This window comes from Streptomyces sp. NPDC091280, from assembly GCF_044768565.1.
In the GTDB taxonomy this organism is placed as follows: domain Bacteria; phylum Actinomycetota; class Actinomycetes; order Streptomycetales; family Streptomycetaceae; genus Streptomyces.
On the sequence record NZ_JBIVUZ010000001.1, the window covers coordinates 579,597 to 594,987 of the forward strand.

The 15,391-nt window shown below is 71.5% G+C and carries 16 protein-coding genes; 10 read left to right on the forward strand and 6 right to left on the reverse strand.

Annotated features, from left to right (window positions below; translation table 11 throughout):
* Positions 1 to 289: 289 nt before the first annotated feature.
* Positions 290 to 1,933 (reverse strand): hypothetical protein, encoded by a 1,644-nt coding sequence (locus ACIQPR_RS02695; protein WP_403640825.1) that lies wholly within the window; start codon positions 1,931 to 1,933, stop codon positions 290 to 292.
* A 152-nt stretch (positions 1,934 to 2,085) separates the two neighbouring features.
* Positions 2,086 to 2,784 (reverse strand): PH domain-containing protein, encoded by a 699-nt coding sequence (locus ACIQPR_RS02700; protein WP_403640827.1) that lies wholly within the window; start codon positions 2,782 to 2,784, stop codon positions 2,086 to 2,088.
* A 165-nt stretch (positions 2,785 to 2,949) separates the two neighbouring features.
* On the opposite strand from ACIQPR_RS02700, the gene deoC reads away from it, so the two are divergent.
* From deoC to ACIQPR_RS02715, 3 genes are read left to right on the forward strand one after another with little or no spacing between them, the layout of a single operon-like run.
* Positions 2,950 to 3,906 (forward strand): deoxyribose-phosphate aldolase, encoded by a 957-nt coding sequence (gene deoC / locus ACIQPR_RS02705; protein WP_403642871.1) that lies wholly within the window; start codon positions 2,950 to 2,952, stop codon positions 3,904 to 3,906.
* Between the two features lie 6 nt (positions 3,907 to 3,912).
* Positions 3,913 to 5,346 (forward strand): aldehyde dehydrogenase family protein, encoded by a 1,434-nt coding sequence (locus ACIQPR_RS02710; RefSeq protein WP_403640830.1) that lies wholly within the window; start codon positions 3,913 to 3,915, stop codon positions 5,344 to 5,346.
* Positions 5,339 to 6,223: an aldehyde dehydrogenase family protein gene (locus ACIQPR_RS02715; protein WP_403640833.1), complete on the forward strand. Its 885-nt coding sequence runs from the start codon at positions 5,339 to 5,341 to the stop codon at positions 6,221 to 6,223. Before ACIQPR_RS02710 ends, ACIQPR_RS02715 begins: the two co-directional genes overlap by 8 nt.
* 67 nt (positions 6,224 to 6,290) lie before the next feature.
* On the opposite strand, the gene ACIQPR_RS02720 is transcribed toward ACIQPR_RS02715, so the two are convergent.
* Positions 6,291 to 6,698, reverse strand: a complete 408-nt coding sequence (locus ACIQPR_RS02720; protein WP_403640837.1) for a hypothetical protein — start codon at positions 6,696 to 6,698, stop codon at positions 6,291 to 6,293.
* A 127-nt stretch (positions 6,699 to 6,825) separates the two neighbouring features.
* Here ACIQPR_RS02720 and ACIQPR_RS02725 point away from each other — a divergent pair, with 127 nt between their 5' ends.
* A complete protein-coding gene (locus ACIQPR_RS02725; RefSeq protein WP_403640840.1) occupies positions 6,826 to 7,479 on the forward strand; it encodes a uridine kinase in 654 nt (217 codons plus the stop codon).
* A gap of 178 nt (positions 7,480 to 7,657) precedes the next feature.
* Here the strand turns inward: ACIQPR_RS02725 and ACIQPR_RS02730 are convergent, their stop codons facing one another.
* On the reverse strand, positions 7,658 to 8,395 hold the full coding sequence (locus tag ACIQPR_RS02730) for a SigE family RNA polymerase sigma factor (RefSeq protein ID WP_403640843.1): 738 nt from the start codon (positions 8,393 to 8,395) through the stop codon (positions 7,658 to 7,660).
* 244 nt (positions 8,396 to 8,639) lie between these two features.
* Here ACIQPR_RS02730 and afsQ1 point away from each other — a divergent pair, with 244 nt between their 5' ends.
* The 5 genes from afsQ1 (at position 8,640) to ACIQPR_RS02755 (ending at position 12,450) form a co-directional block, all read left to right on the forward strand.
* The gene (gene afsQ1 / locus ACIQPR_RS02735; RefSeq protein ID WP_019066936.1) at positions 8,640 to 9,317 is read left to right on the forward strand and encodes a two-component system response regulator AfsQ1; all 678 of its coding nucleotides are present in this window, start codon (positions 8,640 to 8,642) and stop codon (positions 9,315 to 9,317) included.
* Positions 9,314 to 10,891, forward strand: coding sequence for an ATP-binding protein (locus ACIQPR_RS02740; RefSeq protein WP_403640847.1), 1,578 nt, complete (start codon positions 9,314 to 9,316; stop codon positions 10,889 to 10,891). Before afsQ1 ends, ACIQPR_RS02740 begins: the two co-directional genes overlap by 4 nt.
* The gene (locus ACIQPR_RS02745) at positions 10,888 to 11,490 is read left to right on the forward strand and encodes a hypothetical protein (RefSeq protein WP_403640850.1); all 603 of its coding nucleotides are present in this window, start codon (positions 10,888 to 10,890) and stop codon (positions 11,488 to 11,490) included. Before ACIQPR_RS02740 ends, ACIQPR_RS02745 begins: the two co-directional genes overlap by 4 nt.
* Before the next feature lie 110 nt (positions 11,491 to 11,600).
* A complete protein-coding gene (locus ACIQPR_RS02750; protein WP_403640853.1) occupies positions 11,601 to 12,152 on the forward strand; it encodes a VanZ family protein in 552 nt (183 codons plus the stop codon).
* Between the two features lie 94 nt (positions 12,153 to 12,246).
* Complete coding sequence (locus ACIQPR_RS02755; protein WP_026178268.1) at positions 12,247 to 12,450, forward strand: PspC domain-containing protein; 204 nt, start codon at positions 12,247 to 12,249, stop codon at positions 12,448 to 12,450.
* Positions 12,451 to 12,823: 373 nt separating this feature from the next.
* Here ACIQPR_RS02755 and ACIQPR_RS02760 read toward each other — a convergent pair whose 3' ends face one another.
* Positions 12,824 to 13,183: an ATP-binding protein gene (locus tag ACIQPR_RS02760; RefSeq protein WP_403640856.1), complete on the reverse strand. Its 360-nt coding sequence runs from the start codon at positions 13,181 to 13,183 to the stop codon at positions 12,824 to 12,826.
* Positions 13,184 to 13,324: 141 nt separating this feature from the next.
* A complete protein-coding gene (locus ACIQPR_RS02765) occupies positions 13,325 to 14,479 on the reverse strand; it encodes an adenosine deaminase (protein ID WP_403640859.1) in 1,155 nt (384 codons plus the stop codon).
* Positions 14,480 to 14,592: 113 nt separating this feature from the next.
* Between ACIQPR_RS02765 and ACIQPR_RS02770 the strand changes: the two genes are divergently transcribed.
* The gene (locus ACIQPR_RS02770; RefSeq protein ID WP_403640862.1) at positions 14,593 to 15,357 is read left to right on the forward strand and encodes a dienelactone hydrolase family protein; all 765 of its coding nucleotides are present in this window, start codon (positions 14,593 to 14,595) and stop codon (positions 15,355 to 15,357) included.
* Positions 15,358 to 15,391 lie beyond the last annotated feature (34 nt).

Genomic DNA, 15,391 nt, shown 5'->3' on the forward strand with positions numbered 1-15,391 from the left:
AGCTGAACCCCGTGTCCGGTCCCAGGCAGGACGTCGATCGTGAGCAGCTCGTGGCCTTCCTCGGTGCCGATCGTGGGGTCCGTCCTCCGCACGGCTTCGCGGGCCGGGGTCGGCCTCCGCCTGTTCATCCCGGAGAGCGGTCGGTGTCGCCCCCGTGTGCGTGAACCGCGCCCCGCGAGCGGCACCGTCGTGAAACCGTCGTGAACGGGCCACCTCTCCCCGGCGTTACCCGGACCGCCCGTTCACGTGGTCCGAAGTGTGCCGCTCGGTAAGGCGGGAGGCGTGGCGGTCAGGACAGCCAGCGGACGACGAGCGCCGCGATCCAGGCCGCACCGAGGATCACGGCCAGCGGCCACAGCGGGCGTCCGCGCTCCTTCTCGGCGCTCTCGCCGGTGGGGCGCAGGGCGGGGTCGGCGATCATCGCGGAGAGTTCGGCGGCGAGGGCGTCGTGGGGGTGGGTCCAGCCACGCCTGCGCTGGAGCCGGGGCCAGTGGAGTGCGGAGAGGTCCCAGTCGTCGCCGTCCCGCACCCGCAGCCTGACGTCGAACGCCACCCGGCCGGCCGAGCGGAGATCCTCCCAGGGGACGTGGCGCGGCCGGCGCAGGCCGTTCAGCCAGACGCCGGTGCGCTCTGCGGTGACGCGCCAGAACAGCTTCCGCGGAATGAAGGTGGCACCCGCGACACCGCCGACGATCACCCAGGTCGCGTCCCAGGGGCCCGGGTCGCTCACGACCAGGAGGACCCAGCCCGCCCACTGCGCGACCAGCAGGGTCGACAGCCAGTCCACCCGCCCCGCCCGCCAGCGCCGTACCGGGACGGGCGTCAACGTGCGCGCGGCCTCGACCAGTTCCTGGTAGTCCGCCTCGGCCCGCGCCGCCCGCTTCTCCCGGGCCAGCCCCCTGCGCACCCCGCGCTCCGACAGCGGCCGTACCGGCCCGGTCGAGCGCTCCGTCAGCGGCGGCTCGCCCGGCTTCGGGGCGGCGCTGACGAGCAGTATCTCGGCTCCGTCGTAGGGCGTGCCGTAGAGGACGGCCTCGTGCAGGGGGCCGCGTTCCTCGTCCTTGAGCCCGTCGAGGAGTTCGTCCAGCTCCTCTTCCTCATCCTCCTCGTCCGCCTCCCCGTCGTCGGCCTGTGTCATCACCGGGACCGTGAACAGCGGCCGGAGCGCCGTCGCGTCGTCGGCCGCGAAGACCACGGCGTCCCCGTGCACGTCCTTGCGGACGAGGACCCGCAGCACCGGCGCGGGCGCCCCGCGCAGCGCGAGGGCCCGCCTGCGGCCCAGCACCCCGGAGAGCAGCACGCTGCACGCGAGCCCGAGCAGGAACAGGCCCGCCCCGGCCGCCCCTTGGCGGTCGTCCGCGTCGTGCCACAGCGGGGAGGCACCGAGCAGCACGAGTGCGGGCACGGCCACGAAGCCGCCGAAGCCGACGAGCAGCCGGCCCCGCCGCAGCGGCTCGTCCGCCGTCGGCGGCACGGCCGTGACCCCGTCGGCCGCCGCCAGGGCGATGCCCCGCTGCCGGGCACGCGCGCGTGCCCGCAGTTCGGTGGCCGTCACCGACAGGACCAGCAGCAGCGCGGCGCACACCGGCGCCGGCCACGGCACCCCGTCCACCGCCACCGCCCACGCCAGGGCCGCGGCCACCACCGGGACGGAGAACCGTACGACCTCGGGCCGCCACACCCCCCAGACGACCTGGAGCGGCAGCAGCGCGATCAGATATCCGGGCAGGTCCGTCAGGGTCAGCAGGCAGAAGGCGACGATCAGCGCGAACACCGCCGACTGCTCCAGCAGCCACCTCCGGGGCCGGACCGGCACCCACCACGGGGCTTCCGCCCGGGCCCACGCGCGCGTCGGCTCCTCGTCCCAGGCGGCGCAGCCGTCGGGTATCGCGCCCGGGGGCAGCCTCAGCGGCTCCTGAAGGATCGTGTCCATGACTTCCCAGACTTCCCAGAGACTCGGACCACGGGTGTGGTCGGCGTGGCTCGGCTTCGTCTCCGGGCTTGCCCGAAGGGGGGACCAGCGCCGCCGAGTTCGGGTCGCACGATGACCCGGAAAAGCTGTGCGTGCCGGGGGGGGCGGTCCGGTCAGCCCGTCGCCAGCAGGATCGCCAGCACCACGGCGCCGGCGAGCGCCGGGGCGATCACCTCGTAGGCCCAGCGGACGGTGATCTCGCCCTGCGCCGACTCCGCCTGTTCCCGGTTCTCCAGCAGTTCGTTCAGGTCGCTCATGATCTGGTCGGACTCGGCCCGTGTGGACCCGCCGGCCCCGGAGTCGCCGGCCGCGCTCGCGCCGAAGCTGCCGAACCCGCCGAAGCCGCCGCCGAAGGCACCGGCCCTGCCGCCCCGGCCGGCCTGGCCGCTCGCCTCGGCCTTGGACCGCGCCTCGCGGCGCGCCGCCCGCTTGCGGCCGCGCAGCGAGACCGGGATCGCCCACAGCTGGAACTTGGCGCCGGCCTTGGTGAGCACCTCGTTCGAGAGCCCGGACCGCAGCGCGGCCACCTCGCCCCACGGGACGACGACGAGCCGGAAGGGGTTGCGCACCCGCAGCCGGTCGTCGTTGGCGTACACGGCGGGGCGGAAGGTGAAGGCGACCACCAGCGGCACCACGAGGATCAGTCCCGCGAGCGCGAGCCACGGCGTGCGGCCGTCGCCCCGTACGAGCGCGTCGATGCCGAGCCAGAGCCCGATGGCGAGCAGCAGGACACCGCCGGCGATACCCATGGACGACCTGTAGACGCGGTCCGGGGGCTGCGGGGTGGGGGGCTCGTGGTGCGGGGTCGTCATGCGCCGATTGTGCCTCAGGGCCGCGCCCGGTCGTGGTCGGGGACCCGTTCGGCGGCGAGTGCGGGTGCGTCGTGGCTCGTCGCGCGGTTCCCCGCGCCCCTCAGGTGAGACGACTCCTCGGGGTGTACAAGCCGCTACGCGCGTAGATATGCTCGTGTGGTGACCATGCCCACCACTGCACCCACAGCACCCGCTCTCGGCGACGTCACCGCGTCCGACAGCACGCTGCGCCGCTTCCTCCACGGGCTGCCCGGCGTCGACGCGGTCGGCCTGGAGGCGCGTGCCGCCTCGCTCGGGACCCGTTCCATCAAGACCACCGCCAAGGCGTACGCCATCGACCTGGCCATCTCGATGGTCGACCTGACGACGCTGGAAGGCGCGGACACCGCGGGGAAGGTCCGGGCGCTGGGCGCCAAGGCCGTCCACCCGGACCCGACCGACCGGTCCGCGCCGTCGACCGCGGCCGTCTGCGTCTATCCCGACATGGTGGCCGCCGCGAAGGAGGCCGTCGCCGGTTCCTCCGTGAAGGTCGCCTCCGTCGCCACCGCCTTCCCGGCCGGCCGTGCCGCGCTCGACGTGAAGCTGGCCGACGTGCGCGACGCGGTCGCCGCGGGCGCCGACGAGATCGACATGGTCATCGACCGCGGGGCGTTCCTCGCGGGCCACTACATGAAGGTCTACGACGAGATCGTCGCCGTGAAGGAGGCCTCGGGCGCCGCGCGTCTGAAGGTCATCTTCGAGACCGGCGAGCTGTCGACGTACGACAACATCCGCCGCGCGAGCTGGCTCGGCATGCTGGCCGGCGCGGACTTCATCAAGACGTCGACGGGCAAGGTCGCCGTCAACGCGACGCCCGCGAACACCCTGTTGATGCTGGAGGCGGTGCGGGACTTCCGCGCGCAGACCGGCGTCCAGGTCGGTGTGAAGCCCGCGGGCGGTATCCGCACCTCCAAGGACGCCGTCAAGTTCCTGGTCCTCGTCAACGAGACCGCGGGCGCGGACTGGCTGGACAACCACTGGTTCCGCTTCGGCGCGTCCTCGCTCCTGAACGACCTGCTGATGCAGCGTCAGAAGCTGGCCACCGGCCGCTACTCCGGCCCCGACTACGTGACGGTGGACTGATCCGACATGACTGCCTTTGACTACGCTCCGGCGCCCGAGTCCCGCTCCGTCGTCGACATCGCGCCCTCCTACGGCCTGTTCATCGACGGCGAGTTCACCGAGGCGGCGGACGGCAAGGTCTTCAAGACCGTGTCCCCGTCCACCGAAGAGGTCCTGTCCGAGATCGCCCGCGCGGGCGAGGCGGACGTGGACCGCGCGGTGAAGGCCGCCCGCAAGGCCTTCGAGAAGTGGTCGGCGCTGCCCGGCTCCGAGCGCGCCAAGTACCTGTTCCGCATCGCCCGGATCATCCAGGAGCGCAGCCGCGAACTGGCCGTCCTGGAAACCCTGGACAACGGCAAGCCCATCAAGGAGACGAGGGACGCCGACCTCCCCCTCGTGGCCGCGCACTTCTTCTACTACGCGGGCTGGGCCGACAAGCTGGACCACGCCGGCTTCGGCGCGAACCCCCGACCTCTGGGCGTGGCGGGCCAGGTCATCCCCTGGAACTTCCCGCTCCTGATGCTCGCGTGGAAGATCGCCCCGGCCCTCGCGACCGGCAACACGGTGGTGCTGAAGCCCGCCGAGACGACCCCCCTGTCCGCGCTCTTCTTCGCGGACATCTGCCGCCAGGCGGGCCTGCCCAAGGGTGTCGTCAACATCCTTCCGGGCTACGGCGATTCGGGCGCCGCGCTGGTCGCGCACCCGGACGTGAACAAGGTCGCGTTCACCGGTTCCACGGCCGTCGGCAAGGAGATCGCGCGGACGGTCGCGGGCACGGACAAGAAGGTCACCCTCGAACTCGGCGGCAAGGGCGCGAACATCGTCTTCGACGACGCCCCCATCGACCAGGCCGTCGAGGGCATCGTCACCGGCATCTTCTTCAACCAGGGCCAGGTCTGCTGCGCGGGCAGCCGCCTGCTCGTACAGGAGTCGATCCAGGACGAGTTGATGGACTCGCTCAGGCGCAGGCTGTCCACGCTGCGCCTCGGCGACCCGCTGGACAAGAACACGGACATCGGCGCGATCAACTCCGCCGAGCAGCTCTCCCGCATCACCACGCTCGTCGAGCGGGGCGAGGCGGAGGGCGCCGAGCGCTGGTCCCCGGAGTGCGAACTCCCGTCCTCCGGCTACTGGTTCGCCCCGACACTCTTCACGAACGTCACCCAGGCGCACACCATCGCCCGCGACGAGATCTTCGGCCCGGTGCTGTCGGTGCTGACCTTCCGCACGCCCGAGGAGGCGGTCGCGAAGGCCAACAACACGCAGTACGGCCTGTCGGCGGGCATCTGGACGGAGAAGGGCTCCCGCATCCTCGCGGTCGCGAGCAGGCTGCGCGCGGGTGTCGTCTGGTCCAACACGTTCAACAAGTTCGACCCGACCTCGCCGTTCGGCGGCTACAAGGAGTCGGGCTTCGGCCGCGAGGGCGGTCGCCACGGCCTGGAGGCGTACCTCGATGTCTGATCGCTTGACTGTGCTGAAGACCTACAAGCTGTACGTCGGCGGGAAGTTCCCGCGTTCCGAGAGCGGCCGGGTGTACGAGGTGACCGACGCAAAGGGCAAGTGGCTGGCGAACGCCCCGCAGGGGAGCCGCAAGGACGCCCGTGACGCGGTCGTGGCGGCCCGCAAGGCGTTCGGCGGCTGGTCCGGCGCCACGGCGTACAACCGGGGCCAGATCCTCTACCGCGTCGCCGAGATGCTGGAGGGCCGCAGGGACCAGTTCGTGCGCGAAGTGGCGGACGCGGAGGGCCTGTCGAAGGCGAAGGCGGCCGTCGTCGTGGACGCGGCGATCGACCGCTGGGTCTGGTACGCGGGCTGGACCGACAAGATCGCCCAGGTGGTCGGCGGCGCGAACCCGGTGGCGGGCCCGTACTTCAACCTCTCCTCCCCCGAGCCGACGGGTGTCGTCACCGTCCTCGCCCCCCAGGAGTCCTCGTTCCTGGGCCTGGTCTCGGTGGTGGCCCCGGTGATCGCGACCGGCAACACGGCGGTCGTGATCGCGAGCGAGAAGTCCCCGCTCCCCGCGCTGTCGCTGGCCGAGGTGCTGGCGACCTCGGACCTGCCCGGCGGAGTCGTCAACATCCTCTCCGGGACGACGGCGGAGATCGCGGCGCCCCTCGCCGCGCACCAGGACGTCAACGCGATCGACCTCGCGGGCGCCGACGCCGTACTGGCGAAGGAACTGGAGATCGCGGCGGCCGACAACCTCAAGCGGGTACTCCGTCCACAGCCTGTGGATTACACGGAGACCCCGGGCACGGACCGCCTGACGGCCTTCCTGGAGACGAAGACGGTCTGGCATCCGACGGGTTCGCTGGGAGCGGGCGGCTCGTCCTACTGAGCCCTGCCCGCGACCCCCGGGCCGCGCCTCACCGTCCGGGAGGCGCGGCTCGCCGCGTGTTCCGCCGTCAGCCGTTCAGCAGGCCCGTCACCTGGCCCACCACCGGCATGCTCCCGATCGACTGGGCCTCCGCCACCGGTCCCGTCAGCGCCCGCGAGGCCAGCGGCTGGAAGTCCGCCAGCTGGGTCGCCACGCCGTTGTCGAGCGGGTCGACACCCGTCCCCGCGAGGGGGTTGGGCTTGAGCCCGGCGACCGGACCGGTGACGTACCCGACCGTGCCGGTGAGGGCACCCAGCCCCGCCGCGGGGTCGATCTTGCCCAGCGAGGTGGGGCGCGTCCGCATCACGTCGACGACCGGCGCGTTGTCCGCGGCGGCGGCCGTCGCCGCGCCCGCGCCCAGGGCGACTCCCGCCGTCGCGAGGGCGACCAGGGCGCGCTGGGCGGTCGGGTGCGGGGAGGACGTGTGTCGTGCCATTGCTGGTGCCACCTTCTGGTGCGCAGGGTAATCAGGTCAGCACGAAGGGTAGTTGACGTGTGATGCGCGTTCCAATGCCGACCCGCGGGGTCGGCAGGACGTACGGAATACGTCAAACTGGTGTCCCGTGAGCATCCTTTCCCCGTCACCGGCCCGTGTCGTGCTGCTGTGCGGCCCCTCGGGTTCCGGCAAGTCCCTCGTCTCGGCCCGCTCCGGTCTCCCCGTGCTGCGGCTCGACGACTTCTACAAGGAGGGCGACGACCCGACACTGCCACTGGTGGCGGGGAGTTCGGACATCGACTGGGACCACCCCGACTCCTGGGACGCGGAGGTCGCGGTCACCGCGATCGTCGAGCTGTGCCGCACGGGTCGTACGGATGTGCCGGTCTACGACATCTCGCTGAGCGCCCGTACGGGCACGGAGGCGGTCGATGTCGGGCGGACGCCGTTGTTCATAGCCGAGGGGATCTTCGCCGCCGAGGTGATCACCCGCTGCCGGGAGCTGGGTGTCCTCGCGGACGCGCTGTGTCTGAGCCGGGGGCCGGTGCGGACCTTCCGGCGACGTTTCCTGCGGGACCTGCGGGAGGGCCGCAAATCGGTGCCGTTCCTGGTGCGGCGCGGCTGGCGGCTGATGCGGCTGGAGCGGTCGATCGTGGCGCGGCAGACGACGCTCGGCGCGTACGCGTGCGACAAGGACGAGGCACTGGGCCGGCTGGCCGCGGCGGCGGTGGGCCGGCGCCCGGCGGCGGCCCCCGCGCCCACCCCCACGCCCAGCATCTGACGGCACACACGCAGAAGCGGGACTGGACGGACCCCCCGGCCCTCCAGTCCCGCTTCCTGTTCCCCCGTGGTCCCCCGTGACCCCGTTCGGCACCCCCCGGTACCGATCCCCCGCGGCCCCGTGCTTCCCCCGTGACCCCCTGTACTTCCCCCCGTTTTCCTTGCTTCCCCCCCGACCCTCAGGCGACGAGCTCCCCGAAGGCGTCCTCCTCGTCACGGCCGAAGCTGAGGACCTCGTCCTCGCGCATCCGGCGGAGCGACCGCCAGATGCTGGACTTCACCGTGCCGACACTGATGTCGAGGATCTCCGCGATCTCCGGGTCCGTGCGGCCCTCGTAGTAACGGAGGACCAGCATGGTGCGCTGGAGTTCGGGCAGCCGGGCCAGCGCCTGCCACAGGACCGCGCGCAGTTCGGTGCCGCGCATCGCGTCCGTGTCGCCGGGCGTCTCCGGCAGTTCCTCGGTCGGGTACTCGTTCAGCTTGCGGCGGCGCCACGCGCTGATGTGCAGGTTCGTCATGGTGCGGCGGAGGTAGCCCCCGACCGCGGCCTTGTCGCTGATCCGGTCCCACGCCTTGTACGTCGAGAACAGCGCGCTCTGGAGCAGGTCCTCGGCCTCGAAGCGGTCGCCGGTCAGGTGGTAGGCGGTCGCGTACAGGGAGGCGCGGCGCTCCTGGACGTAGGCGGTGAACTCCGCCTCCGACAGCGAACGACGCTCCCCCGTGTCCTCCCTGTACCCGCTTCCCCCGTGTGCTTCCCCCGTGTGCGCGTCAACCACCGTCATGTAACCGGTGTGCTGACGCCCGGCACCGCGAACGCACCCCCGCCCGCTCACGGCACCGGACTTCTCGGAACCCCGGGTGACGTCGTGCAGACGCGTGATGACTGCGTTGTTGCTGGTGCTGTGCAGCGTGTTCATCTCGCGCCCCCCGTAGTGGACTTGCCCGGTGTTCGGATGTTCCGGCGTGGTTCCTTGCCTGTGCCGAAAATCCTGCCGGGGTGACTTCATGGGCATGTCCGCCGACTGTCACAGACCTGTCACAGGGGTGGGTCTCTGCGGCCGTCCTCAGAAAACGGACAGTCCGGTCACAGAGAGGAGCGCTACGGGGACGTACCCGTACAGGTGTCGAAACACCGACCCCGCATGGGCCAGAATGAGCCCCGTGCCTTCCCTGTTGCTGATCGAGGACGACGACGCCATCCGGACGGCCCTGGAGCTCTCGCTGACGCGCCAGGGCCACCGGGTGGCCACCGCTGCCAGCGGCGAGGACGGTCTGAAGCTGCTGCGCGAGCAGCGGCCGGACCTGATCGTGCTGGATGTGATGCTGCCCGGCATCGACGGTTTCGAGGTGTGCCGTCGCATCCGGCGCACGGACCAGCTGCCGATCATCCTGCTCACCGCGCGCAGCGACGACATCGACATCGTCGTCGGGCTGGAGTCCGGTGCCGACGACTATGTGGTCAAACCCGTGCAGGGGCGGGTGCTGGACGCCCGTATCCGGGCCGTGCTGCGGCGCGGCGAGCGGGAGGCCAACGACGCGGCCTCGTTCGGTTCGCTGGTCATCGACCGGGCCGCCATGACCGTCACGAAGAACGGCGAGGACCTCCAACTCACGCCCACCGAGCTGCGGTTGCTGCTCGAACTGAGCCGGCGGCCCGGACAGGCCCTGTCCCGGCAGCAGTTGCTGCGCCTGGTGTGGGAGCACGACTACCTCGGCGACTCCCGGCTGGTGGACGCGTGTGTCCAGCGGCTGCGTGCCAAGGTCGAGGACGTGCCCTCGTCCCCCACCCTCATCCGTACCGTGCGTGGCGTCGGTTACCGCCTGGACTCGCCTCAGTGACCGACGCGCAAGGGGGGATCCGCGGCTGGCGCCCGGGTCGTAAGGGAGTTCTGTGGCGGCTGCGGTTCACCAGTCTGCGACTGCGGCTGGTGGTCGTGTTCGGGCTGGTCGCGCTGACCGCCGCCGTGTCCGCGTCCGGCATCGCCTACTGGCTCAACCGCGAGGCCGTCCTCACCCGCGCCCAGGACGCGGTGCTGCGCGACTTCCGCCAGGAGATGCAGAACCACGCCGGCGCCCTGCCCGTGCACCCCACGCAGGACGAACTCATGCGCACCGCGGGCCAGATGGCCAACAGCAGCCAGCGCTTCAGCGTCCTGCTCGTCGCCCAGGACACCAACGCCAAGACGGTCTACGGCAACTCCGGCGGCCTGAACGGCTTCTCGCTGGAGGACGTGCCCAAGTCGCTGCGCACGGCGGTCAACAAGCAGCAGTCGGTGACCGACGGCAACAAGGAGCCGTACCACCTGTACTGGCAGCGGGTCACCGAGCACGGCACCCCGTTCCTGGTCGCGGGCACCCGGATGATCGGCGGCGGACCGACCGGCTACATGCTCAAGTCCCTTGAGCCGGAGGCGAAGGACCTCAACTCCCTCGCCTGGTCGCTCGGGATCGCCACCGGCCTCGCGCTGATCGGCTCCGCGCTGCTCGCGCAGGCCGCCGCGACCACCGTCCTCAAGCCCGTGCACCGGCTGGGCATCGCCGCGCGCCGGCTGGGCGAGGGCAAGCTCGACACCCGCCTCAGGGTCTCCGGCACGGACGAACTCGCCGAACTCTCAAGGACGTTCAACCAGACCGCCGAGGCGCTGGAGAAACGGGTCGCCGACATGGCCGCCCGCGACGACGCCTCGCGCCGTTTCGTCGCCGACATGTCGCACGAACTGCGCACCCCGCTGACCGCCATCACCGCCGTGGTCGAGGTCCTGGAGGAGGAACTCGACGCCGAGACCGGCAGCGTGGACCCGATGATCGAGCCCGCCGTACGGCTCGTCGTCAGCGAGACCAAGCGGCTCGGCGACCTCGTCGAGAACCTCATGGAGGTCACCCGCTTCGACGCGGGCACCGCCCGGCTCGTCCTCGACGACGTCGACCTCGCCGACCAGATCACCGCCTGCATCGACGCCCGCGCCTGGCTCGACGCCGTCGACCTCGACGCCGAACGCGGCATCCACGCCCGGCTCGACCCGCGCCGCCTCGACGTCATCCTCGCCAACCTCATCGGCAACGCCCTCAAGCACGGCGGCTCCCCGGTCCGGGTGTCCGTCCGCCTGGAGGACGACGACCTCGTCATCGCGGTCCGCGACCACGGCCCCGGCATCCCCGAGGACGTCCTGCCGCACGTCTTCGACCGCTTCTACAAGGCGAGCGCCTCCCGCCCCCGCTCCGAGGGCAGCGGCCTCGGCCTCTCCATCGCCCTGGAGAACGCCCACATCCACGGCGGCGACATCACCGCCGCCAACTCCCCCGACGGCGGCGCGGTGTTCACCCTCCGCCTGCCGAGGGACGCCTCCGCGCTCATGGCGGAGACCGACAAGGGCGAGGCCGAAGGGGACAGCTCGAAGGGGAACGCCTCATGAAGGCACGCCGGTTGCTGGCGCTTCCGCTGCTCGGTCTGGCGCTCGCCGGGTGCGGGATCCGCGCCACGGAGGTGCCCACCGACTTCGGGGCCGCGCCCTCCCGGGTGCCCTGCACCCTGGCGGAGCCGGACGTGACGGCCCAGGCCGCGCGAGGCGTTCCGGTGCAGGTGTTCCTGCTCTGCGGCTCCTCGCTGGTGGCCGTCGACCGGGCCGTACAGGTGCCGGACGGCACGGCGGACGTACGGCGCCGGGTGATCGTGGCCCAGGGTCTGCTGGACCAGCTCGCCGAGTCGCCGTCGACGGGCGAGCGGGACGCCGGGTACACGACCGACGTACGCGGTGGCATGTCCGTGAGCGGCCCGCGCGCCAAGGACCCCAAGGACGCGCTGCGGCTGTCCAACGCACCCGCCGACCTGACGTCGTACGCGCTCGCCCAGATCGTCTGCACCTTCTCCGACTCGGCCGCGGCCGAGGGCGACGGCTCCGTCATCCTCGGCGGGCCGGACGACGCTCCGCTGCGCCGCTACGAGTGCACGGACGACGTCCGCTCCGCGCCGGGGACGAAGGCTCCGCCTTCGAGTGAGGTCACCGAGGGCTGAAAGCGCCCCGGAGGTGAACGAGCCCAGAAGCAGGGGTGTGGCGGAAGCCTCACCTTGGTGCTTGGGCCCCGTCCGGAACCGATCGTGCCGGACGGGGCGTCTAGTGGGGCGTGCAGCGTCAAGGCTCCATCGGCGGCAGTGCCGCGATTCGCGTCCGTGTGACAGGGGGTGTCCTCCTCGTCGCACACCTCGTGCTCGTCGCCTGGGTCACGCTGCGACCGAGGGACGTCCCCTGGGTGATGCCCCCGAACCTGCACCCGCTGGCCAGCATCCGCGCCGATCTGGACCTGGGCTGGGCGGAGGCCTCGAAGCGGATCGGTGAGGGCCTCGCGCTGCTGGCCCCGCTGGGCGTGCTGCTCCCCACGGTCAGCGGCAGACTCCATGTCTCCCCGCTCGCGTCCCTGATCCGTACGGTCGCCGCCGGGGCCCTGATCTCCCTGGGCATCGAACTGCTCCAGACCGGGGTGCCGGGCCAGGTCGTGGACGTCGACTCACTGCTCATGAACACGGTGGGCGTGGCCCTCGCGCACGTCGCGATCGTCCCCGCCGCCCGCGCGTGGCTCCGCCGCAGGGCCGAGAGCCCCCTCCCCACGCCCCTCCTCCAGGAGGAAGTGCCTCAGGGACGGACCCCGACGATTCCCAGGGTCGGCATCGCACCGTAGAGCGACGCCGGGCGGGCTTCCGGTTCGTAGCGTTGATGTCAGATGAGGCAGCCGCAGGGGAGGCCTCGGAGAGACGCTCGCGAAGGAGCCCATGATGACCGCCATTGCCCGCCCCACCCAAGGCCGCATGATCGGCGGAGTGTGCGCAGCGCTGGCGCGGCGCTTCGGCACCTCCGCGACCACGATGCGCGTGATCTTCCTGCTCTCGTGCCTGCTGCCCGGCCCGCAGTTCCTGCTCTACATCGCCCTGTGGATCCTGTTCCCGTCCGAGGACAAGGTACGCACCGAGGCCTGGTAGCCCCATCCCCACCGCAGCACACCGATGGGACGCGCCCCTCGCCCGGGGCGCGCCCCATCGGCGCGTTCAGATCATGCGGGGCGCGATGGGCCCGGTTTGGGAGCCTCCGGGCCTGTCGGGCGCCCAGCGGGCCCGGCCCAACGGCCGTCTGCCCGGCAGGCGCGCCGGCCCACCGGGCTTCAGCCCAACCGGACTTCGAACAACCGAAACCCGGCCCGGCAAACCTCAACCCAACGACCCGGGCCCGGCGGACCTCAGCCCACCGGGCCTCAACCCAACTGCCCCAGCCCAGCGGGCATCAGACCGGCCGGTCTCAACCCAACTGCCTCAGCCCGGCAGGCATCAGGCCAACAGGGCATCAGGCCAACAGGTCTCAGCCCAGCGGGACGCCGTTCAGCGGGAGGCCGTGGGTGGGGAGGCCCGTCTGGGAGAGGGGGAGGCCGCCCAGGAGGCCCGCGACGGGGGCGGTGGGGCCGTCGGAGAGGACCTTCTCCGCGGCCGGCTGCACGGCGGAGAGGCCGCCGGCGAGCGCGGGCTGCGCCTGGCTCAGCGCCTGGCCGGCGCCGGGGAGCGCCTTGGTGACGTTCTCCGCGGGCAGCGTGTGGGTCACGGCGCCCAGGGCCTGGGTGGCGTCCGGGACCGCCGGAGCCGCGCTCGCGGCACCCGCGCCTACGGCGGCGAAGGCGGCACCGAGGGCGGCGACACCGAGGGTCTTGGCAGCAGACTGCTTCATGGTGAATGCGTCCTTGAATGGGATGACGGGGGATGTGAGCGGTCCAAGACCGTAAACACGCGAAGGCATCCGCCGCAAACATCGAAATGCGGACGGATTGTGAAAGCCCGTCCGCATCTCCCGTGTCCCGAGTGGTGCTTGTCAGTCCGCTTCGGGCGTAGAACCGCTGGTGGAGGCCGTCTGACGGAACAGCCATTCGGATTTGAGTTCCGCATATCCGGGCTTGATCACGTCATTGATCATGGCCAGTCGTTCATCGAAAGGAATGAATGCTGACTTCATAGCATTGACGGAGAACCATTGCATGTCGTCGAGCGAATAACCGAACGCCTCGACAAGGTGCTCGAATTCGCTGCTCATGCTGGTGTGGGACATCAGCCGGTTGTCCGTGTTGACCGTGGCCCGGAAGTGCAGTCGGCGCAGCAGGCCGATGGGGTGCTCGGCGTAGGAGTCGGCGGCGCCGGTCTGGAGGTTGGAGCTGGGGCAGAGTTCCAGCGGGACGCGCTTGTCGCGGACGTAGGAGGCGAGCCGCCCCAGTTCCACCGAGCCGTCCTCCTTCACCTGGATGTCGTCGATGATGCGCACCCCGTGCCCGAGCCGGTCGGCCCCGCACCACTGCAACGCCTGCCAGATGGACGGCAGTCCGAACGCCTCGCCCGCGTGGATGGTGAAGTGGTTGTTCTCGCGCTTGAGGTACTCGAAGGCGTCGAGGTGCCGGGTGGGCGGGAACCCGGCCTCCGCGCCCGCGATGTCGAAGCCGACGACGCCCAGGTCGCGGTAGCGGTTGGCGAGTTCGGCGATCTCCAGGGCGCGGGCGGCGTGCCGCATCGCGGTGAGGAGCGCCCCGACGCGGATCCGCCGCCCGTTCTCGCGGGCCAGCGACTCCCCTTGCCGGAAGCCCTCGTTGACGGCCTCGACGACCTCTTCGAGGCTGAGCCCGCCGTCGAGGTGCTGCTCGGGCGCGTACCGCACCTCGGCGTACACGACACCGTCCTCGGCGAGGTCCTCCGCGCATTCGCGGGCGACCCGGATCAGCGCGTCCCGGGTCTGCATCACGGCGACGGTGTGCGAGAAGGTCTCCAAGTACCGTTCCAGGGAACCGGAGTCGGCGGCCTCGGCGAACCACACGCCGAGTTTGTCCGGGTCGGTCTCGGGGAGCTGGGTGTATCCGGCGTCGCGCGCGAGTTCGACGATCGTCCCCGGGCGGAGGCCGCCGTCGAGGTGGTCGTGCAGCAGAACCTTCGGCGCCCGGCGGATCTGGTCCGAGCTCGGGATGTTCGTGGTCTGGCTCGTCATTTCCGCACTCTAACTCCTACGCGCGTAGATCGCCCGTAGCGCGAATCCGTCGATACGCAACGGTGACCGCGCGGAAGGATGGCGTACACGCCCACTTCTGACACTGTTCTGTCATGGCACAGCAAGCGACACCGGTTCGGACGGCCCGGCTGGGGAGAGCACTCGGTCCCGAACCGACCTCGGTGAGCGGCGTGGTGCTGCTGCTCCCCGGCGGCGAGGAGGTCTCCGCCCGCAGGCCGTCCCCTCTCATGGCGACAGCGTCCGTACGCGCGTTGGGGCGCCGGCTGGCCCGGGCGGGCGCCGCCGAGGGCCTGGCCGCGCATGTCGTCCACTACCGCTGCCGCGGCTGGAACGGCAGCGAGGCGCATCTCGCGCACGACGCCACCTGGGCGGTGGACGAGGTCGTACGACGCTACGGGGACGTGCCGGTGTGTCTGGCCGGGGTCGACATGGGCGGGCGGGCCGCGCTGCGCTCCGCCGGGCACGAGGCGGTCAACTCCGTGGTGGCGCTGGCCCCTTGGCTGCCCGAGCAGGACGTGGCCGCGTCACCCGAACCGGTGAGGCAGCTGGTGGGCCGGCGGGTGCTCATCGTGCACGGCACGAACGACGAACGCACCGATCCCGAACTGTCGTTCCGGCTGGCGGCCCGGGCGAAGAAGGCGAACCGGGACGTGTGCCGGTTCGAAGTCCACTCCGACGGACACGCGTTGCACCAGCACCGCCAGGAAGTCCACGCGCTGACCGAGGACTTCGTGCTGGGGGCGTTGTTCGGGCGGTCGTTCTCCCGGCCGGTCGAGGACGCGCTGCACGCTCCGCCGCCGTTGGGGCTGAGGATGCCGTTGGCCGCGGGGTTCGGGCGGTCGCTGCGCAGGGGGTGAGGGTCCGCCGACCCGTCAACAGCCCTTCCGCTGC